Origin of the sequence: Microbacterium testaceum (assembly GCF_006539145.1) — a bacterium.
GTDB classification, from domain to species: domain Bacteria; phylum Actinomycetota; class Actinomycetes; order Actinomycetales; family Microbacteriaceae; genus Microbacterium; species Microbacterium testaceum.
This window is the reverse complement of sequence record NZ_BJML01000008.1, coordinates 25,956-43,472: the sequence shown is the minus strand read 5'-3', so window position 1 is coordinate 43,472 and position 17,517 is coordinate 25,956. Positions and strand designations below refer to the sequence as shown.

At 69.3% G+C, this 17,517-nt stretch carries 22 protein-coding genes and 2 tRNA genes; 13 read left to right on the top strand and 11 right to left on the bottom strand.

The window, feature by feature from the left end; genetic code table 11:
• The first annotated feature begins 21 nt into the window (after positions 1-21).
• The 4 genes from MTE01_RS12145 to MTE01_RS12130 all read left to right on the top strand — a co-directional run bounded on the left by MTE01_RS12145 (position 22) and on the right by MTE01_RS12130 (position 3,482).
• Positions 22-933, top strand: a complete 912-nt coding sequence (locus MTE01_RS12145; RefSeq protein ID WP_103209060.1) for an ABC transporter ATP-binding protein — start codon at positions 22-24, stop codon at positions 931-933.
• Positions 930-1,730 carry an ABC-2 transporter permease gene (locus MTE01_RS12140; RefSeq protein WP_103209057.1) on the top strand — a complete coding sequence of 267 codons (801 nt, stop codon included), beginning with the start codon at positions 930-932 and terminating at the stop codon, positions 1,728-1,730. Before MTE01_RS12145 ends, MTE01_RS12140 begins: the two co-directional genes overlap by 4 nt.
• A 67-nt stretch (positions 1,731-1,797) precedes the next feature.
• Positions 1,798-3,036 (top strand): mechanosensitive ion channel family protein, encoded by a 1,239-nt coding sequence (locus tag MTE01_RS12135; protein ID WP_141377756.1) that lies wholly within the window; start codon positions 1,798-1,800, stop codon positions 3,034-3,036.
• Positions 3,033-3,482: a globin gene (locus tag MTE01_RS12130; protein ID WP_141377754.1), complete on the top strand. Its 450-nt coding sequence runs from the start codon at positions 3,033-3,035 to the stop codon at positions 3,480-3,482. The genes MTE01_RS12135 and MTE01_RS12130 overlap by 4 nt, the downstream gene beginning before the upstream one ends.
• Here the strand turns inward: MTE01_RS12130 and MTE01_RS12125 are convergent, their stop codons facing one another.
• Both MTE01_RS12125 and MTE01_RS12120 read right to left on the bottom strand, forming a co-directional pair.
• Positions 3,483-4,316: a cation-transporting ATPase gene (locus MTE01_RS12125; protein WP_141377752.1), complete on the bottom strand. Its 834-nt coding sequence runs from the start codon at positions 4,314-4,316 to the stop codon at positions 3,483-3,485. It abuts the gene before it with no gap.
• A gap of 170 nt (positions 4,317-4,486) precedes the next feature.
• Positions 4,487-5,155: a DUF8185 domain-containing protein gene (locus MTE01_RS12120; protein WP_103209045.1), complete on the bottom strand. Its 669-nt coding sequence runs from the start codon at positions 5,153-5,155 to the stop codon at positions 4,487-4,489.
• 53 nt (positions 5,156-5,208) lie between these two features.
• On the opposite strand from MTE01_RS12120, the gene MTE01_RS12115 reads away from it, so the two are divergent.
• Positions 5,209-6,078, top strand: a complete 870-nt coding sequence (locus MTE01_RS12115) for an acyl-CoA thioesterase (RefSeq protein WP_174799690.1) — start codon at positions 5,209-5,211, stop codon at positions 6,076-6,078.
• A 130-nt stretch (positions 6,079-6,208) separates the two neighbouring features.
• On the opposite strand, the gene MTE01_RS12110 is transcribed toward MTE01_RS12115, so the two are convergent.
• The 4 genes from MTE01_RS12110 to MTE01_RS12095 form a co-directional block, all read right to left on the bottom strand.
• On the bottom strand, positions 6,209-6,754 hold the full coding sequence (locus MTE01_RS12110) for an acyl-CoA thioesterase (protein WP_116239886.1): 546 nt from the start codon (positions 6,752-6,754) through the stop codon (positions 6,209-6,211).
• Positions 6,747-8,426, bottom strand: a complete 1,680-nt coding sequence (ettA, locus tag MTE01_RS12105; protein ID WP_103209039.1) for an energy-dependent translational throttle protein EttA — start codon at positions 8,424-8,426, stop codon at positions 6,747-6,749. Before ettA ends, MTE01_RS12110 begins: the two co-directional genes overlap by 8 nt.
• A 56-nt stretch (positions 8,427-8,482) precedes the next feature.
• Positions 8,483-8,980, bottom strand: coding sequence for a DUF6993 domain-containing protein (locus MTE01_RS17105; protein ID WP_170210692.1), 498 nt, complete (start codon positions 8,978-8,980; stop codon positions 8,483-8,485).
• 91 nt (positions 8,981-9,071) lie between these two features.
• Entirely contained in the window at positions 9,072-9,605 is a 534-nt protein-coding gene (locus tag MTE01_RS12095; RefSeq protein WP_141377750.1) for a single-stranded DNA-binding protein, read from the bottom strand.
• A 206-nt stretch (positions 9,606-9,811) separates the two neighbouring features.
• Between MTE01_RS12095 and MTE01_RS12090 the strand changes: the two genes are divergently transcribed.
• The gene (locus MTE01_RS12090; protein WP_103209032.1) at positions 9,812-10,069 is read left to right on the top strand and encodes a hypothetical protein; all 258 of its coding nucleotides are present in this window, start codon (positions 9,812-9,814) and stop codon (positions 10,067-10,069) included.
• A 52-nt stretch (positions 10,070-10,121) separates the two neighbouring features.
• On the opposite strand, the gene yczR is transcribed toward MTE01_RS12090, so the two are convergent.
• Positions 10,122-11,540: a MocR-like transcription factor YczR gene (gene yczR / locus MTE01_RS12085; RefSeq protein ID WP_141377747.1), complete on the bottom strand. Its 1,419-nt coding sequence runs from the start codon at positions 11,538-11,540 to the stop codon at positions 10,122-10,124.
• Positions 11,541-11,601: 61 nt separating this feature from the next.
• On the opposite strand from yczR, the gene yczE reads away from it, so the two are divergent.
• Positions 11,602-12,210, top strand: coding sequence for a membrane protein YczE (yczE, locus tag MTE01_RS12080; RefSeq protein ID WP_141377745.1), 609 nt, complete (start codon positions 11,602-11,604; stop codon positions 12,208-12,210).
• Positions 12,211-12,230: 20 nt separating this feature from the next.
• Here the strand turns inward: yczE and MTE01_RS12075 are convergent, their stop codons facing one another.
• Positions 12,231-12,440 (bottom strand): methyltransferase, encoded by a 210-nt coding sequence (locus MTE01_RS12075; RefSeq protein ID WP_103209024.1) that lies wholly within the window; start codon positions 12,438-12,440, stop codon positions 12,231-12,233.
• A gap of 101 nt (positions 12,441-12,541) precedes the next feature.
• Here MTE01_RS12075 and MTE01_RS12070 point away from each other — a divergent pair.
• The 6 genes from MTE01_RS12070 (at position 12,542) to MTE01_RS12045 (ending at position 14,691) form a co-directional block, all read left to right on the top strand.
• Positions 12,542-12,617: transfer RNA gene (locus tag MTE01_RS12070), tRNA-Arg, on the top strand.
• 35 nt (positions 12,618-12,652) lie between these two features.
• Positions 12,653-13,279: an oligoribonuclease gene (gene orn / locus MTE01_RS12065; RefSeq protein WP_103209021.1), complete on the top strand. Its 627-nt coding sequence runs from the start codon at positions 12,653-12,655 to the stop codon at positions 13,277-13,279.
• 36 nt (positions 13,280-13,315) lie between these two features.
• A tRNA-His gene (locus tag MTE01_RS12060) sits at positions 13,316-13,391 on the top strand.
• A gap of 180 nt (positions 13,392-13,571) precedes the next feature.
• Entirely contained in the window at positions 13,572-13,913 is a 342-nt protein-coding gene (locus MTE01_RS12055) for a metallopeptidase family protein (RefSeq protein WP_103209934.1), read from the top strand.
• Positions 13,913-14,212 (top strand): ATP-dependent Clp protease adapter ClpS, encoded by a 300-nt coding sequence (clpS, locus tag MTE01_RS12050; protein WP_371861623.1) that lies wholly within the window; start codon positions 13,913-13,915, stop codon positions 14,210-14,212. Before MTE01_RS12055 ends, clpS begins: the two co-directional genes overlap by 1 nt.
• Entirely contained in the window at positions 14,209-14,691 is a 483-nt protein-coding gene (locus tag MTE01_RS12045; protein WP_246078289.1) for a DUF2017 family protein, read from the top strand. Before clpS ends, MTE01_RS12045 begins: the two co-directional genes overlap by 4 nt.
• Before the next feature lie 493 nt (positions 14,692-15,184).
• Here the strand turns inward: MTE01_RS12045 and MTE01_RS12040 are convergent, their stop codons facing one another.
• The 3 genes from MTE01_RS12040 to MTE01_RS12035 all read right to left on the bottom strand — a co-directional run bounded on the left by MTE01_RS12040 (position 15,185) and on the right by MTE01_RS12035 (position 17,427).
• Positions 15,185-15,778, bottom strand: coding sequence for a nucleoside/nucleotide kinase family protein (locus MTE01_RS12040; RefSeq protein ID WP_246078287.1), 594 nt, complete (start codon positions 15,776-15,778; stop codon positions 15,185-15,187).
• The gene (locus tag MTE01_RS17375) at positions 15,753-16,073 is read right to left on the bottom strand and encodes a hypothetical protein (protein ID WP_246078284.1); all 321 of its coding nucleotides are present in this window, start codon (positions 16,071-16,073) and stop codon (positions 15,753-15,755) included. The genes MTE01_RS12040 and MTE01_RS17375 overlap by 26 nt, the downstream gene beginning before the upstream one ends.
• 97 nt (positions 16,074-16,170) lie before the next feature.
• The gene (locus MTE01_RS12035; protein ID WP_141377743.1) at positions 16,171-17,427 is read right to left on the bottom strand and encodes a DNA polymerase IV; all 1,257 of its coding nucleotides are present in this window, start codon (positions 17,425-17,427) and stop codon (positions 16,171-16,173) included.
• Between the last annotated feature and the right edge of the window lie 90 nt (positions 17,428-17,517).

Below are 17,517 nucleotides of genomic sequence, written 5' to 3'. Positions count from 1 at the left end.
CCTGCTTCGTAGCGTGGAAGCATGATCGTTGCAGAGAACCTCACCAAGCGTTACGGCGACAAGACCGCCGTCGACGGCGTCTCGTTCACGGTGGCCCCGGGACGGGTGACCGGCTTCCTCGGGCCGAACGGCGCGGGCAAGTCGACGACGATGCGCATGATCGTGGGCCTCGACCGACCCACGGCGGGACGCGTCACCGTCGGAGGCCAGGACTACCGCCGGCTTCGCTCGCCTCTCACCGAGGTCGGGGTGCTGCTGGATGCCAAAGCCATCCACACCGGCCGATCGGCGCGCAACCATCTCCGCGCGATGGCCGCCACACACGGAATCGGCGCGCAGCGGGTCGACGAGGTCATCGAACTCACCGGCATCGGTGCCGTCGCCGGAAAGCGTGCCGGTGGCTTCTCGCTCGGCATGGGCCAGCGGCTCGGGATCGCGGCGGCCCTGCTCGGCGACCCGCACACGCTCATCCTCGACGAGCCGGTCAACGGCCTCGACCCCGAGGGAGTGCGCTGGGTGCGCCAGTTCGTCCGGCACCTCGCCGGCGAAGGGCGCACCGTGCTGTTGTCGAGCCACCTGATGAGCGAGATGTCGCAGACCGCGGACCACGTGATCGTCCTCGGTCGGGGCCGCGTGCTCGCCGACGCCCCTCTTCCGGAGCTCGTGCGCACCTGGACCACGACCACGCTGCTGGTGCGCTCCCCCCGCCTCTCTGATCTCGTCACCGCCCTTGAGATCCCGGATGCCACCATCTCCGCCGTCGAGCCCGGAGCGGCCCAGATCACCGGGATCACCCCCGAGACCGTCGGCGACATCGCCGCAGCTCATGGCATCCCCCTCTACGAACTCAGCCCACGGGTGGGTTCCCTCGAGGACGCCTACCTCGCCCTGACCGACGACTCCGTCGAGTACAAGACCAAGGAGATCGCATGACCGCCCTCACCGCCGCGCCCCGCCGGGCGACGCACACCGATACCCACCGACTGAGCTTCGCGCACCTGCTGAAGAGCGAGACGATCAAGATCCTCACGCTCCGCTCGACCTGGTGGTCTCTCGGGGTCACCGCGGCGCTGTCGGTCGGGATCTCGCTCTTGATCGCTCTGGCGACCAGCGGTCACAACGCCGGCATGGCGCCCACGACCATCATCCTGGCGCCCACCCAGTTCACGATGCTCGTCGCCGGCATCCTGGGTGCGATCGTGGTGACCGGGGAGTACTCCACCGGCATGATCCGCTCCACGCTCACCGCCGAACCGCGCCGCGGCGCGGTGCTGCTCGCGAAGGCGATCGTGGTGGCGCTCACGATGATGGTGACCACGGTCGTCATCTACGCCGTCGCGATCGCAGCCACTGCTCCTCTGCTGGGCACGAGCGTCGATTGGTCGACGCCGGCCGACTCCGTCGTACCGCTGGCGCTCGGCGTGGTCTCGATGGCCTGCTTCACCCTGATGGGTGTCGGGTTCGGCTTCCTGCTGCGCAGCGGCGCCGGCGCGATCGCCGTGACGGTCGGCGTTCTCTTCGTTCTGCCGATCATGCTCAGCCTGTTCTCGATCGCCGGCCCGGAGTGGATGTGGGTCGTCGAGTCCGGCAGGTACCTTCCGGTCAGTGCGGCGGGGTCCCTGACACAGCCCGGAGTGGAAGACGTTCTCGAGCCCGCCGTGACGATGGCCGGGTGGGTCGTCGGTCCCCTCGTCCTGGGATGGACGGCCCTGCGCTCGCGCGACGCGTGACACTTCCTCCTCACGGATGCCTCGACGCTCAGCCAGCGCCGAGGCATCCGTCGTTAGTCTGAATCCGATGTTCGTTCTCGCCGAAAATCCCTCCCCCTCGCCCTCGATCACGTCGCCGAGCGACCTCACCAACCCCGATACGTGGGGCTGGATCGGCGGACAGCTGCTGAGCTTCGGCGGCACACTGCTGCAGATCCTCGGAATCGTCGTGGGCGTCGCCGTCGCCGCGTGGATCCTTCGTGTGATCATCCGCCGCGTCGTCGACCGCATCGTCAACGGTGCGAAGAGCAAGGCCCGCGTCGACGACACCCAGGCGCTCGACCGTTCGCCGCTGAGCGCCGTGCGCCTCGTGCAGCGCACGCGCACCCTGGGGACGATCCTGCAGAACATCGTCAACGTCATCCTCGTGATCGTGGCGCTCGTGTGGATCGCCAGCATCGTCGCGCCCGACGCGCTCGCCTCGCTCACGCTGCTCACCGCCGCAATCGGTGCAGGCCTCGGCTTCGGCGCCCAGAACATCGTCAAAGACGTGCTGAACGGGATCTTCATCGTCGCCGAAGACCAGATCGGCATCGGCGACGTCGTCGACCTGGGCCTCGCGACGGGCATCGTCGAGTTCGTCAGCGTCCGCATCACCCACGTCCGCGACGTCAACGGCACGCTCTGGTACGTCCGCAACGGCGAGATCACCCGCATCGGCAACATGTCGCAGGGCTGGTCTCGCGTCATCATCGACCTCGCCGTGCCCGTGGATGCCGACATCGACGATGTCGAGAAGGCCATGCTCACCGCGGCGAAGACGATGGCGAAAGAGACGAAGTGGCGCTCGCGCATCATCGAGCAACCCGAGATCTGGGGTCTCGAGTCGATCAGCGGCGACGCCCTCGTCATCCGGCTCGTCATGAAGACGCGCTCGAGCGCGAAAGACGACGTGGCCCGTGAGCTCCGAGCGCGACTGAAGAAGGCGATCGACGCGATGGGCATCGCTCTCCCGCAGCTGAACTCCATCGTGCTGACGGGCGCCGAGGGTGCGCAGAGCGTTCGCGGGGCGCACCCGCCCAAGACCAAGGAGACCCAGGTCGCCGTCGGTTCCGGCCGCCCGATCTGGCGGCCGCGGCGCAACAGGCTCGACGTGTCCGAGACGGTCGAGGGCCACACCACCGACGCCCCCGCGCCGAAGGTCACCAAGAAGCCCGTCCGCGATGACACTCCCACCGCCGTCGTCGATCTTCCCGCGGCTCCGGGCGCCGCTCAGCCCAAGCCCACGCCTCCCGCTGTGCGCGCCGACGACAAGGACGACTCATGACCGAGCCCGTCAGCTTCTACGACCAGGTGGGCGGCATGGACACGTTCCGCCGGTTGGTCGACGCGTTCTACCGGGGGGTCGCCTCCGACGACGTGCTCAAGCCGATGTACCCCGAGGAAGACCTCGGTCCGGCCGCCGAGCGCCTGACGCTGTTCCTCGCGCAGTACTGGGGCGGCCCGACCACCTATGGCGAGACGCGCGGACACCCGCGCCTGCGCATGCGCCACATGCCGTTCCACGTCGACCCCGATGCCCGTGATCGATGGTTGCGCCACATGCGGGCAGCCGTCGACGAGGTCGCGCTGCCGCCCGCCTTCGAGGCACCCCTGTGGGACTACCTCGAGCGGGCGGCCTACGCGATGGTCAATACGTTCGAAGCCCGCGGGATCGGACCGCAGCAGGGCGGGCGCTCCGAGGACGGTCTCCCGATCCGCGCGAGCGACTGATCACCGACCGAGGAAGTCGCCGAATCCGGGGATGTCGAGGTTCGACAGTCCTTCACCGAACCCGCTGAGGTGCTCCCCCGCCCCCGATACGGCATCCTGGGCGCCTCCGGCCCACTCACCGATGCCCGTCCCCTCCGCGAGCGACGCGAGATCGACCCCGGATGCCATCGCCTCCAGGTCGACGCCCTCCGCGAGTCCCGCGAAGTCGACGCCCAGCTGTCCGGCTTGCGCGAGCAGGGGGCCGGCGACGGCGCTGACGATAGCGCCGCCCGCTACCGCGGCGAGCAGTCCTCCGGCGCCCACCACGCCGACGCCGATGAGTCCGCCGCGTCCCGCTTTTGCCAACAACCCCGACATGCGACCGGGGCGTGCAGCCTCCGCGCGTGCAGCGGTGCGCGCGAGGTCATCCGCGGTGTCGGTACGAGGACGCTCGTGCGGGGCCAGGTCGGCATCCATCCGCTCCTTCACGTGCGCGCGTTGCGCCGGTGTGAGCCGGGCGAATGCCTCGCGGTGCATCTGCTCGACCCGGTCGGGGTCGGCGGTGCGCAGAAGGTAGTCGTAGCGGGCGATCGCGGCGCGATCGTCGGTCGTCAGTGACGATGACGCACCGGATGCCGCGGGCGGGGCGTACCGACCGTTCGATGCGGGCGGCATGGAGCCGCGCGACGCGGCAGGCGGAGTCTCGACGCGGCGATCGCCCGTCACGGCGTCCGCGGCGGAGCGGACCATGTCGCGCCAGTCCTTGCCCCCGGACGGGTTCGAGGTCCGCTGAGACGACGCGGCCTTGCCGGCGGCTTTGGTGGCCAGATCGAACAGGCGGGAGAACGAGACCATGAAGGTACCTCTCGACGGGCGGCACGCGGCCGCGACGTCAAGGTCTCCTCCGCCCCTTCGGGCCGACGTACCCGGAGTCCAACCGTGGACTCGTGATGACGGATATGCCGCGTCGGGAGTACTCCCCTTGCTGCCTTCAGCGTAAAGAGGCCACCTGTGCGCTTGCTGGATCAGCTCCCGGTGGTGCGCACGGCGGTGAGCCCCGAGCGCACCGGCCCTCGGACGAGCACGTGGCCGCGCGCGAGGCTCACGCGTGTCCACGCGCCGCTCCTGCGCACAGGTGCAATCTCCGACCCGGCGATGAAGCCGAGGGCGAAAGCCGCGAAGGCGGTTCCGAGCGGCAGACCACCCAAGGCGTCGTCGGGCTGGCCCCACACCTGCGCGCGGACGAGCCGCACGACGTCCTCGCCCGCGTCGGCGGGAAGAGCGTCGGCGACCGCGGCGACCCCGTACTGGGCTCGAGAGGCCAGGACGGCCGCGTCGATGGCATCCGTCTGCTCCCATCCCCCGCGCGGGGGTGAGATGCCCGCCCAGGCGGGAGACGTCGCCGTGGCGGGGAGCGCGACAGCGGACGCGTCGTCGGGAGCGGGAAGGAGCGCAGAAGCATCGACGACCAGATCGCACTCGAGGTCGGGGTCGATCGCCGACACCCGCAGCCCCAGGACCGTCGGGGTCGCGTCGAGCAACCCGCGCGGAGCGAGCGGGGCCGCGGTCGCGACGAGCACTCCCCCGTCCGCGCGCAGTCGCACGGTGCCGTCGCCGAGGCGGATCGTTCGGGCGGCGAAAGTGAGCAGGTCGGCTGCCGCCTGCGGGTCGGGAAACAACAGGCGCGCGGACACCCGCCCTAAACTATCAAGCGGTGCGGGTTCGTCGTGCCGGAACGGGAGTCCGTGTGTCCGAAGCCATCGATCCCGTGGCGTCCCTGCTCTCCGTGCTCGATCTGCGCGACGCTGGAGCGCGCACGACCGAGGACATCTTCACGGGGGTGTCGCAGCCTATGCCGACCGGCCGCGTCTACGGCGGCCAGGTGCTTGCTCAGACCATCGTGGCAGCTTCGCGCACCCTCCCGCCCGAGCGCTCCGTGCACTCGATGCACGGGTACTTTCTGCGCCCCGGCGATCCGGCCGACGGCATCACCTTCTCGGTCGATCGCATCCACGACGGCCGGTCGTTCTCGACCCGCCGCACGCAAGCGTTCCAGTCCGGCGTGCCGATCTTCTCGATGATCGCGTCGTTCCAGGACGAGGACCCGGGTCTCGAGCACTTCGAACCGATGCCCGACGGCATCCCGCAGCCCGAGGACGCCCCCGTGCTCGACGTCGAAGCGCTGCATCCGATCAGTCGGCGGATCTTCTCCGAGAGCCCGGTCGACGTCCGCCACGTGACCTCGCCCCTGTACGCCTCGGTCGAGGGTCCGCACGTTCCACGTCAGGCCGTGTGGATGCGACTGCGTCGCCCGATCACCGACGACCCGGCGGTGCACCGCGCCGCCCTCGCCTACCTCAGCGACCTCACGATCCAGGAGTCGATCATGCGCGCGCACGGCGTCGCGTGGAACGCCGCCGGGCTCAAGGTCGCCAGCCTCGACCACGCCATGTGGTGGCATCGTCCCGGCCGTGTCGACGACTGGCTCCTGTACGTGCAGGAGTCGCCCAACGCGCGCGGCGGCCGCGGTCTCGCCACGGGCCGGATCTACGCTCGCGACGGCGCCCTCCTCGCCAGCGTCGCGCAGGAGGTCATGGTGCGCGTCCCTCGCAACTGATCCGGGATGCCGCTGTCCCGGCGCTTCTGCTCGAGGGTGCCGGCACGGTCCGGGGTCGGCGATCGGTGGGACGGCACCGGGTCGTGTTGCGGGCGGTGTGCAGATCGCGGAGCGGAGCCGGCGCCACGTGTCAGCCGCGCGACGAACGGCGGCGGTACTCGATCGGGTCGCCGATGTACGGGGCCCACGCGGTGCGCTCCGCCTCGGTCCATCGCGTCGGCCGCCCGGTCGCCGTGTCGACGAGCACGGTGACCGCGGTCGCGCGCGCATACAGGACGGGCTCGGCGTCTCCGACGGGAGAGTAGACCTCGTAACAGATGTCGGCGCTGGATCCGCCCATGGCTCCGATCCACATCCGCACGTCGAGGGGACGCTGGGTGTAGGGAACCGGACGCAGGTACTCGATCTCCTGCCGCGCGATGAGCGTGGCACGGTCGCCCCCGCTGTCGAGCACGTCCATGTCGAAGACCGCTGTCGGGAGCGGTTCTCCCTCGCCGTCGCTGAACCAGAACGCGCGCAGACGAGCCTCTTCGAGGAGCTTCAGCATCGACGTGTTGTTGACGTGCCCGAGTGCGTCGAGATCGCCCCACCGGAGGTGGATCGGCACGTGGACCCGCGAGGGACCGGCGGATGCCGGGCCCTCGCGGGGGGTGCTCGCGGCGGAGTTCTCAGTCACGCGTGAGCTTGCGGTAGGACGACCGCGACGGGTTGGCGGCATCGGCGCCGAGGCGCTCGATCTTGTTCGCCTCGTAGGCTTCGAAGTTGCCCTCGAACCAGTGCCACTGGTCGGGATGCTCGTCCGTGCCCTCGTAGGCGAGGATGTGCGTCGCGATGCGGTCGAGGAACCACCGGTCGTGAGTGATCACCACGGCGCAACCGGGGAACTCGAGCAGCGCGTTCTCGAGCGAGCTCAGCGTCTCGACGTCGAGGTCGTTCGTCGGCTCGTCGAGGAGCAGCAGGTTGCCGCCCTCTTTGAGCGTCAGGGCCAGGTTGAGGCGGTTACGCTCACCGCCGGAGAGCACGCCCGCCTTCTTCTGCTGGTCGGGGCCCTTGAAACCGAACTTCGACACGTACGCACGCGAGGGGATCTCGGTCTTGCCGACGGTGATGATGTCGAGACCGTCCGACACGACCTCCCACAGCGTCTTCTCGGGGTCGATGTTGGCGCGGGACTGGTCGACGTAGCTGATCTTGACGGTCTCGCCGATCTTGAGCGAACCACCGTCGAGCGGCTCGAGGCCGACGATGGTCTTGAAGAGCGTGGTCTTACCCACACCGTTGGGGCCGATGACGCCGACGATACCGTTGGGAGGCAGGTTGAAGCTCAGGTTGCTGATGAGCGAGCGGTCGCCGAAGCTCTTCTCGAGCTTCTTCGCGTCGATCACGATGCTGCCCAGGCGGGGGCCCGCGGGGATCTGGATCTCGTCGAAGTCCAACTTGCGCGTGCGCTCGGCCTCGGCGGCCATCTCTTCGTAGCGGGCGAGGCGCGCCTTCGACTTGACCTGGCGGCCCTTCGCATTCGAGCGGACCCACTCGAGCTCTTCCTTGAGGCGCTTGGCGAGCTTCGCGTCCTTCTTGCCTTGGACGTCGAGACGCTGGCCCTTCTTCTCGAGGTAGGTCGAGTAGTTGCCCTCGTAGGGATACAGGTGACCGCGGTCGACCTCGGCGATCCACTCCGCGACGTTGTCGAGGAAGTACCGGTCGTGGGTGATCGCGATGACGGCGCCCTTATAGGCCTTCAGGTGCTGCTCGAGCCAGAGCACGCTCTCGGCGTCGAGGTGGTTGGTGGGCTCGTCGAGGAGCAGCAGATCGGGCTTCTGCAGCAGCAGCTTCGCCAGTGCGACGCGACGACGCTCACCGCCGGAGAGCGGGACGACCGAGGCGTCGGCGGGCGGGGTGCGCAGGGCGTCCATCGCCTGAGCGAGCTGCGAGTCGAGGTCCCAGCCGTCGGCCGCGTCGATCTCTTCCTGCAGCGTTCCCATCTCGGCCAGGAGCGCGTCGAAGTCGGCGTCGGGATCGGCCATCAGGGCGGAGATCTCGTTGAAGCGGTCGAGCTTGGGCTTGATCGCCACGCCGTCCTGGATGTTCTCCAGCACGGTCTTGGTGTCGTCGAGCTCGGGTTCCTGCATGAGGATGCCGACGGTGAAGCCCGGGCTCAGCCGCGCCTCGCCGTTGGACGGGACGTCGAGCCCGGCCATGATCTTCAGGATCGTCGACTTACCCGCACCGTTCGGCCCGACCATGCCGATCTTGGCACCGGGCAGGAACGACATGGTGACGTCGTCGAGAATCAGCTTGTCGCCCACAGACTTTCGGGCGCGGACCATGGAGTAGATGTATTCCGCCATAACCCGTCCAGTCTAGGGGCGGTGGAGCGGTCCGCCGACGAGACGTCGGCGCGGGTTCACCAGTCGATCGCTCGGGTCTGACCGATCAGGCACCCTCCGGACGACAGACCCGGCAGCACCGCGGTGACGGGATTGCCGATGGAGGGACCGACCTGGCCGACGAGGCATTGATCGCCGATGCGGACGGAGAACTCGATGCTCTCCGCCGGGTTGTCGACGGTGGTCTGATCGGCGGTCACCTGCATCGCGGCCTTGTCGAAGCCCGCCGCCGCCAGGGCGTCGATGTAGGCACGCCCGGCGACCTGGTTCGGTCCCGACCAGACTCCGTCGACGACCGTGGTGAAGAACGGCAGGTTCTCGGCGGCCGACCCTCCCGGGATCAGCGCCGGCGCCGCGGGGGTCGTCGGCGCCGACGACGGAGTGTCGGTCGCTGACGCTGACGGCTCCGTCGTCTCGACGGGCGCGGGGGTGGGCGACGGGCCGGTGCACCCGGCGAGGCCCAGCGCCGCGACGAGGGTCAGGGCGGCGAGGGGACGACCGAGGAGGCGAGACACGCGAACGAGTCTACGGACCCTCCCGCGTCGCCCCTGTCCGCCGCACGCGGACGCGCGCCGACTCGACCCCCGCGCCGCCTCGACGACCGCCTCAGAACGGACGGCTCTCCCCCGCGACCGACAGCGGGGCACCCCCGCCTGCGCCGGCTTCCGCGCCGACCGTCTCGGCGCCGCCCGCGCCCTCGTCGCCGCCGCCGGGGAGGGCCCACGCCTCGTCGGTGGGCTCGTCCGCGTCCTGGCCGTTCGCGGCGGCGGAGGAGTCCGATGACCTGGCCGCCTTCTCGAACCGCGTGGTGCCCCACCGCAGGTCGTGTCCGATGGCATCGGCCACGACATCGGCGCTGACCCCGCGCTTGGCCTCGTTCTCCCACTCGCGCAGGCGCAAGCGGCCGGCGAGGACGACCCGCTGTCCCTTTCGAAGCGAATGCAGGGCGTGAGCGCCGAGGTCGCCGAAGGCGGAGACGTTGTAGTAGTTGGTATGACCGTCCACCCACTCTCCGCGCTCGCGGTCGAGCCTGCGCTCGCCCACTGCGATGCGGAAGGCCGCGATGGGCCCTCCCCCGCGTGTCGAACGCTGTTCCAGCTCGCCGACGATGTTCCCCACCAGGGTGATGTGATCGCTCATGTCCGTGCTTCCTCTCGACGTGGTGTGCGCTCCGGCATCCGTGTGCCCGACGGATGCCGGAGCCACACCCAGAATGACCTCCTCCGCCCGTCCGGGAATCGTCGTATCCGCTCTTCTGGGGAGGGATTGCGACGTCGCCCGGCTGGGGAGGAATCGTCGGGTCGCGGCACCCGGTCGATGTCGGAGGTTGGTTCTACCGTCATCGCATGAGCACCGCACTGTGGAACGACCTCGCTCCGGCCCCGCGTCCGGCCGGGTGGGGAGCGGCGACGCACGTCGCCGCGGGCCTGTGGCGCATCGCCGACCCGCGCGGCATCGTGGTCGGTCACGTCCGCGCGATCGCCGCCGAAGGCGGCTGGCGCTACGCCGCCGAGCGCTTTCACACCGCCTCCGGCAGTTTCCGACGGCTGGGGGAGTTCTGGTCGTCCGCCGACGCCGTCGAGTGCCTGCGCTACCTGCGGTGAGTCGCCGACCGGTGGGGAGGGCACCGCGGCGCGCACGGGGCTGCACCGGTCATCACACGACCGTCGCGAAGTCGGTCCGCGCAGGCACCGCGCTTCCTCCTCGCACGTCGTCCCACGCTCCACGAAGGATGCCGACCGCTCGGCGCAGTGTCGCCGGCGACGCCGTGAACGGCATCCGCAACCGGCGGTCGTGTCCGCCTTCGACCGCGAATCGCGAACCGGCCGACAGTGCCAATCCTCGCGCACGCGCCGCCATGACCAGAGGAGTGCTCAGCGGCTCGCCGATGCTCACCCACAGGGAGACACCTCCGTGAACCTCCGGGATGTCCCATTCGGGGAACACCCGGCGCAGCTCCTCCACGACACAGTCACGACCTTCGCGCAGGAGCGTTCCTCGCTGTGCGGCGATCTCGCCGAGACGAGGAATGAGCCGAGCGGCGATGGCCTGCTCGAGCTCAGGGGTGCCCAGGTCGTGCACCGGACGGCCGCTCGCCAATCTGCGGACGATGTCGGGCGCGGCCCGCACCCACCCGACGCGCAACCCGCCCCACACCGTCTTGCCCAGGGAGCCGACGCGGATGACACGCTCATCGTCGATGAAGGGCGCAGGCCCCGCTGCGCGGTCGATGTCCAGTTGGGCGGTGGTCTCATCGATCACCAGCAGAGTGCCGACCGATTGCGCGCCGAGGAGGAATGCCTCGGTCTCGGTGGTGTCCATGGTGCGGCCGGTCGGGTTGTGGAAGTCGGGCATGAGATACGCCAACGAGGGCAGTGTCCGCGCGAATGTCTGCTCCGCTCGTTCCAGGTCCCACCCGTGAGCGGAGTCGACCGGCACCCCCACCAGGCGAGCGCCCACGCGGCGGAAGGCGTCCGCGGCGTGCGGGTAGGTGGGCGTCTCGATCATGACCCGGTCGGCCCGGTGCAGGAGCACCGAGGCGATCAGGTGGATCGCGCTCTGGGCGCCCGTGGTGACGAGGATCTGGTCGGGAGAGGTTGCGAAGCCCCGGTCGCGATAGTGCTCGGCGATCGCCGTACGCAGCCCGAGGTCGCCGACGACGTCGTAGCCGATCCGCGCCACGAGGGCGGGAGCTTCTTGGACGACCTCGGCAATGACCCCCGGAAGGCCAGGCCACGCCGCCGGGCTCGCCTGCTGCAGGTCGATGGTCTCGGCGTCCAGCTCGTGACGACCGGGATCGGTGCGGCGCAGGGGCAATGTCACGCTGCCACTGCCGCGGAGGCTCTCGATGTGTCCGCTGTCCCGGAGGCTCCGGTACGCGGCCGCAACCGTCGTCCGGCTCACCCCGAGGGCTGCGGCGAGCTCACGCTCGGCGGGAAGCGCGGTGGCGGGAGCGAGCCGGTTGTCCAGACAGAGCAGGCGGACCGCATCTGCCAGAGCCTCATAGGCCGGGCCGTTTCCGCGCCAGCCGCCGAGAGACGAAGCAAGAGTGCGAGCGGATACGCGAGAGTCCATGCGGCCACAATAGTCAAATTGGCATCACTGCAGAAAGCCAATCGGATGATTGGATCGGTCCATGCCTTCTCGGATCGTGCGCCTCTTCGTCGGACTCGTGTTGTACGGCTTCGGCTGTGCCGTCACCGTCGCCGCCGGTCTCGGTGTCGACCCCTGGACCGTCTTCGCGCAGGGACTGTCGCGCGTCTCAGGAATCGGCATCGGCTGGATCACCAACATCGTCGGCCTGGGTGTCCTCCTCCTGTGGATCCCCTTGCGACAGAAGCCCGGTGTCGGAACCGTCGCCAACATCCTGCTCGTCGGCACGAGCCTGCAGCTCGCCCTCGGGTTCCTCCCTCACCCCGACGTGTTCTGGCTCCAGGCGGTCATGCTCGTCGTAGGCGTCATGCTGGTGGCCGTGGCATCCGGTCTCTATATCGGAGCCCACTTCGGCCCCGGACCGCGCGACGGCCTCATGACGGGAATGAACGCGCGCTTCGGTTGGCCCATCTGGGCGTGCCGGCTCTCGGTCGAGGGGTCCGTCCTGGCCTTGGGATGGCTCCTCGGCGGAACCGTGGGAATCGGCACCGTGGTGTTCGCCGTCGGGATCGGACCCCTGGTCCACCTCGCTCTGCCGCTGTTGGCCGCGCCGAAGCCCGTTGGTCGTCGGCACGACGTGGTGAACGCCTGACCGCGGACGAGCGTCCGACCTCAGTGCTCGCGGAACTCCGGCCGCTCACTCCCGGGCTTCAGGTGCGAGTGCACCGCGTTCTTCGCGATCTCCATGGAGGGGTACACGCCCAGCGGCTCGTCCTTCCCCGCCATGTGGACGCGGTAGCCGTCGGCATCCTTCTGGATCTTCCCGACCACCCCATTGGGCCCGTACGCCACCCAGATGCGTCGTGTCACCGTCTCGGACATGAGTGCTCCTTTGCTCTCGTTGCGCGAAATGTACCGCCGCCCGGCCGGCCGCGCCAGGGGCTGGCTCGGCGGAAGGCGGTCGAGCGATATCCTGATGACGACCCCCAGTAGCTCAGTGGATAGAGCAGCGGCCTTCTAATCCGCCGGTCACACGTTCGAATCGTGTCTGGGGGACCAGAGCCGGCGTCGGGACCCCTCACTAGGATGTGGGGATGGTAAACGCCTCCGAGAACGACCGGCTCGTCTGGATCGACTGCGAGATGACGGGCCTCGACCTCGGCGTCGACGAGCTGGTCGAGATCGCTGTCGTCATCACCGATTTCGAGCTCAACGTGCTCGATCCCGGTTTTCAGATCGTCATCAAGCCCGACGATTCCGCTCTCGCCAACATGGGCGAGTTCGTGACCGACATGCACCGCTCGTCGGGACTGCTCGACGAGATCCCCAACGGCGTGAGTCTCGCGGATGCCGAGTTCCAGACGCTCGAATACATCCAGCGGTTCGCACCCGTCGAGGGCAAGGCACCCCTCGCCGGTAACACCATCGGCACCGACCGCATGTTCCTGGCCAAGTACATGCCGCGGGTCGACCGCTGGCTGCATTACCGCAACGTCGATGTCTCGAGCATCAAAGAACTTTCGCGCCGGTGGTATCCGCGTGCGTACTTCCAGGCGCCGGCCAAGAACGGCGGACATCGTGCCCTCGCAGACATCCGCGAGTCGATCCGCGAACTCGCCTACTACCGCGCCGCGGTGTTCGTGCCGCAGCCGGGCCCCACGAGCGAAGAGGCCAAGGCAGTCTCCGCGTCGGCCGTGTCGTCGTTCGCGCTCGACGTATGACATAATCGTTCAGTTGTCTGCTTCGGCAGACACATGGTGGCTATAGCTCAGTCGGTAGAGCACCGCGTTGTGGTCGCGGGGGTCGCGGGTTCAAGTCCCGTTAGCCACCCCATTACTCGAAGGCCCGGAAGAGCAACGCTCGCCGGGCCTTCGTCGTTCGAGACCGGCACTCCCCCGAGCCATAGAATCGACGAGGGGATGCCGGAGCAAGATGCCGGCCGCCCTCAGACGGCTCGAGACCCCCGGGAGGCCCGCCGTGAACGATGACGTCGACGCGCGCCCGGCGCTCGAGATGGACGCCACGACGTTCGAGAGGCTCGTGGTCGACGAGCTGGATCGGCTTCCCGACGATATGGTCGACGGGCTCGACAACGTGGTGTTCGTCGTCGAAGACCGCCCGGAGGACGGCTCGCTCGATCTGCTCGGCCTGTACGACGGCTGGGCTCTCACCGAGCGAGAGAGGTACGGGGTCGGCGAACTCCCCGACCGCATCATCCTGTATCGCGAACCGCACCTCGCCGCGTGCGACGACGAGACCGAGCTGAGGGACGAGATCCACACCACGCTGGTCCACGAGATCGCGCACTTCTACGGAATCGACGACGAGCGCCTGCACGAGCTGGGGTGGGCATGATGGCGGGCCTGGCCACTCCCGATCTCGACATCGAACGCGAAACGAACCTGTCCGCCGCACCCCCGTCGTCCTGGCAGACGGTCGTGTGGAACGACCCCGTCAACCTCATGAGCTACGTCACCCACATCTTCCGCACCTACTTCGGCTACGACGCCTCCACCGCGAACAGACTGATGCTCGCCGTACACCACGACGGTCACGCCGTCGTCGCCCGCGGGCCCCGAGAGGTCATGGAAGCACACGTGCAGGCGATGCACGACTTCGGTTTGTGGGCCACCGTCCGGAAGGATCCCGCGTGAGCGAGCGGATCGTCGTCCTCGAGATCAGTGGACTCGAGGCCCTTCACCTCGCCGGCATCGTCGGACAGTTCCGCGATCTGCTTGCGGACTCGCACTCCGAGAACGACCCCGCCATCGAGCGTCTGCTCCCCGACGCGTACCCCGACGACGCTGCCGCGAGCCGCGAGTTCCGCCGCCTCACCGGTTCCGACATCCTCGAGCGCCGGTCTCAGGATGTCGCGACCGTGCTGCACACGCTGGGGCTCGACGGCGCCGATCTCGACCCCGACAGCGACCCCGACGCGACGATCGCCGTGGCCCTCGGCGAGACGGAGGCGCTCGCCTGGATGCGAACCCTGTCGGCGCTCCGGCTGGTCATGGCGACGCGTCTCGGCATCCGGAACGACGACGATCACGACCCCGAGGATCCTCGATACGGCGTGTACGACTGGATCGGATATCGCCTCGACGGCCTCATGGCCGCTCTCGACAGATCCTGACGCCCCTTCTCGTCAGTCGCCCCGACCCGTCGGCCATTCCGGTGCTTCCGGGGGACACTCGATGGGCTCACTCGTGACGCGAGAGGGCTGGACCACGTACCGCCGGCACGCCTGGCCCCAGTAGTCGCCTGTCCGCCAGAGGAGGCTCGCGTCTCGTTCGAAGCGGTAGGCGGCCGCCACGAAGACGTCGCCTTTTTGCGAAAGCAGCCGCAGGTCGAAGGGGAAGAGTGTCTCGCCGGGCGATGCGGGACGGCCGAAAAAGGCGGCGACGTCGCCAGGGGGAGCACCGGGGACGGCAGCCAGGCGTCGCAGCTGTTCAAGGACCTCCCCGTCCGCGTAGGCCGACGCGGCCCGATCTCCCTCGCGCTCGAGCGGAGCGGGTGCTTCTGCGACCGCCCGAGACGCGATCGATGCCACCACGACGGCAACGCCCAACGACGCAAGCCACACGCGCCTCGTTCTGGTCAGCCGGATCATGCCGTGTGACCGATCGTCACGGGATGGTGACGACGAGGTCGGCGAGGTGCGCGGGATCGTGGGCGGCGAGGTGGTGCTCCTCTTGCGCGGCCCACCGGTCCCAGTGAGGGCGGTAGGTCTCGCCGTCGCGACCGAGGGCACGCGTCTTCCGCGACGACAGCGGGGCATCCACCCACACCGACACGTCCGCGACCCGAGCGACCTCGGGAGTCAGAAGGCCGGCGCCCTCCACGAGCAGCGGCAGCGAGGGATCGACGGCATAGGCCTCCGCGCGCGAACCCGTCTCCCAATCCCATCTCTCCCAGACGCCGACGAGACCGCGCGCGTGAGGCGAGAGTATCGTCCGTCGGGCGTAGTCGACGCCGTCGGCCAGGCCATCCCACCCCGGGTAGACATCGTCGAGCGCAACGAGCTGCACGCGACTGCGGCCCGGCCACGTCGCGACGAGGCGCCGGGCCAGGGAGCTCTTCCCCGCGCCGCTGCGGCCGTCGAGGACGACGACGGGATTCGCGGCGCCCACCGCGACGACGCGTGCCGACACGGCAGCCACCGCCGCCGTGAGGGCGTCGTCGACCGGGTCTGCGCTACTTCTTGAGAGCGCGGATGACACGGCTGAGGGCTCGGCCGGCCACCCACACGAACGGGATGCCGACGGCGAGCAGCGAGACGAGATTCGGGTCGAACCGCAGGTCGTCGCCGCGACGGATGTAGGCGCCGAGCGGAAGCGTGTAACCGCCCCCGCCGCCACCGCCGTTCCCCTGCTCGTCGGATCCCCCGCCATAGCCGGCCCAGACGAGGGCGACGGGGACGATGCGCACGCCGTCGACGTCCTGCTGCTCGCCGTAGGCGGAGGTGACGCCGAAGCTCGTGGCCTGCTTGCCGAGTTCCAATGCGATGTTGGGCATGAGCCCACCGTAGCGGCCCGCCGGCGAGCAGCCCAGGGGCGTTGCGTCCGGTGTCCGCGCGTGCCATCGGCGGCGACGGACCTCGCCCGGTGTCGCCTCAGTGGTCGTAGGACGGTCGCGGGTTCGTCGGCAGGGCTCCCCCGCCGCGCGACGGGCCCAGGAGCGATCCTCTCGTCACCGCTCCGCGGCCGAAGCGCGCGGTGGCGCCGTCGAGAGCGCCCTCGACGCGGCGCCACTCGGCGTCGTCGTCCCACAGCGTCGCCGCCATCGCCGCGGGCTTCAACTTCTCGCCTCGCACACCGACCAGGCGCACGGCCTGTCGCCGGTCGAGGGAGTCGAAGAGCTCGATCGCGGCGTCGCCGATGCGTTGGCCGACAGAAGTCGGTTCGTTCAGCGTGCGCGACCGGCTCAGCGTCGTGAAGTCGGAGAAGCGGACCTTGATCGCGATCGTCGACGCCTCGTACTGCTGGCCGCGGAGGCGGGCTCCGACGCGGTCGGCCAGTCGTCGCAGCTCGACGTGCAGCAGGCGCGTGTCGGAGATGTCGGTGTGGAACGTCTCTTCGTGTCCGATGCTCTTCTCGGAACGCCCCGTGTGCACCTCGCGCGCGTCGATCCCGCGGGAGAGGTGCCAGATGCGCTCCCCCATCGCCGCGCCGAGCACCTGGTCGAGCGCGTGCCGCGGGGTGTCGAGGATGTCGGAGACGAGACGGATGCCGCGCGATTCGAGCGCCTCGGCGGCCTTCGGCCCCACGCCCCACAGCGCCCGCACCGATCGGGGGCGGAGGAAGGCCTCGGTGTCGGCGGCGGCCACGACGAGCAGACCGTCGGGCTTCGAGATCGTCGAGGCCATCTTGGCGACGTGCTTGGTGGCGGCGACACCGATGCTGCAGGTGAGACCCGTCTCGGCCTTCACTCGCGCGCGGAGGTCGCGCGCGATCGTGCCGGGACTGCCCCACAGCCGGCGTGCGCCGCGGACGTCGAGGAAGGCCTCATCGATCGACAGCGGTTCGACGAGCGGCGTGACGTCGTGGAAGATCGCCATGACCTGACGCGACATCTCGGTGTACCGGTGGTACGGCGGGTTCACGACGATCGCCGTCGGGCAGAGGCGCAGGGCGATGGCGACCGGCATGGCCGATCTCACCCCGTAGCGGCGCGCCTCGTACGAGGCGCTCGAGACGACACCGCGCCCCTCGGACCCGCCGATGATCAAGGGCTTGCCCGCGAGCGAGGGGTCGTCGAGCACGGCGACCGACGCGAAGAAGGCGTCCATATCGACGTGCAGGATGCCCGTACCCGTGTCGTCGGCGTCGGGGCGCGAGACGATGCGTCCCGATCCGTCGCCTCGTCCCATGGCATCCATTCTCCCTCGGACCTCCGACATCGGCCCCGGCGCGGGCGTCGGAGCCCGGAATGACGGATGCCACGACCCCGAGCCGTACGA

Bases quoted from the DNA above. Each gene is read 5' to 3' on its own strand.
- MTE01_RS12090 (WP_103209032.1), top strand. From the start codon at position 9,812: ATGAGCACCGCACTGTGGAACGACCTCGCTCCGGCCCCGCGTCCGGCC.
- MTE01_RS12140 (WP_103209057.1), top strand. From the start codon at position 930: ATGACCGCCCTCACCGCCGCGCCCCGCCGGGCGACGCACACCGATACC.
- ettA (WP_103209039.1), bottom strand. From the start codon at position 8,426: ATGGCGGAATACATCTACTCCATGGTCCGCGCCCGAAAGTCTGTGGGC.
- yczR (WP_141377747.1), bottom strand. From the start codon at position 11,540: ATGGACTCTCGCGTATCCGCTCGCACTCTTGCTTCGTCTCTCGGCGGC.
- yczE (WP_141377745.1), top strand. From the start codon at position 11,602: ATGCCTTCTCGGATCGTGCGCCTCTTCGTCGGACTCGTGTTGTACGGC.
- MTE01_RS12145 (WP_103209060.1), top strand. From the start codon at position 22: ATGATCGTTGCAGAGAACCTCACCAAGCGTTACGGCGACAAGACCGCC.
- MTE01_RS12055 (WP_103209934.1), top strand. From the start codon at position 13,572: ATGGACGCCACGACGTTCGAGAGGCTCGTGGTCGACGAGCTGGATCGG.
- MTE01_RS12075 (WP_103209024.1), bottom strand. From the start codon at position 12,440: ATGTCCGAGACGGTGACACGACGCATCTGGGTGGCGTACGGGCCCAAT.
- MTE01_RS12135 (WP_141377756.1), top strand. From the start codon at position 1,798: ATGTTCGTTCTCGCCGAAAATCCCTCCCCCTCGCCCTCGATCACGTCG.
- MTE01_RS17375 (WP_246078284.1), bottom strand. From the start codon at position 16,073: ATGCCCAACATCGCATTGGAACTCGGCAAGCAGGCCACGAGCTTCGGC.
- MTE01_RS12095 (WP_141377750.1), bottom strand. From the start codon at position 9,605: ATGAGCGATCACATCACCCTGGTGGGGAACATCGTCGGCGAGCTGGAA.
- MTE01_RS12130 (WP_141377754.1), top strand. From the start codon at position 3,033: ATGACCGAGCCCGTCAGCTTCTACGACCAGGTGGGCGGCATGGACACG.
- MTE01_RS12125 (WP_141377752.1), bottom strand. From the start codon at position 4,316: ATGGTCTCGTTCTCCCGCCTGTTCGATCTGGCCACCAAAGCCGCCGGC.
- clpS (WP_371861623.1), top strand. From the start codon at position 13,913: ATGGCGGGCCTGGCCACTCCCGATCTCGACATCGAACGCGAAACGAAC.
- orn (WP_103209021.1), top strand. From the start codon at position 12,653: ATGGTAAACGCCTCCGAGAACGACCGGCTCGTCTGGATCGACTGCGAG.
- MTE01_RS12035 (WP_141377743.1), bottom strand. From the start codon at position 17,427: ATGGGACGAGGCGACGGATCGGGACGCATCGTCTCGCGCCCCGACGCC.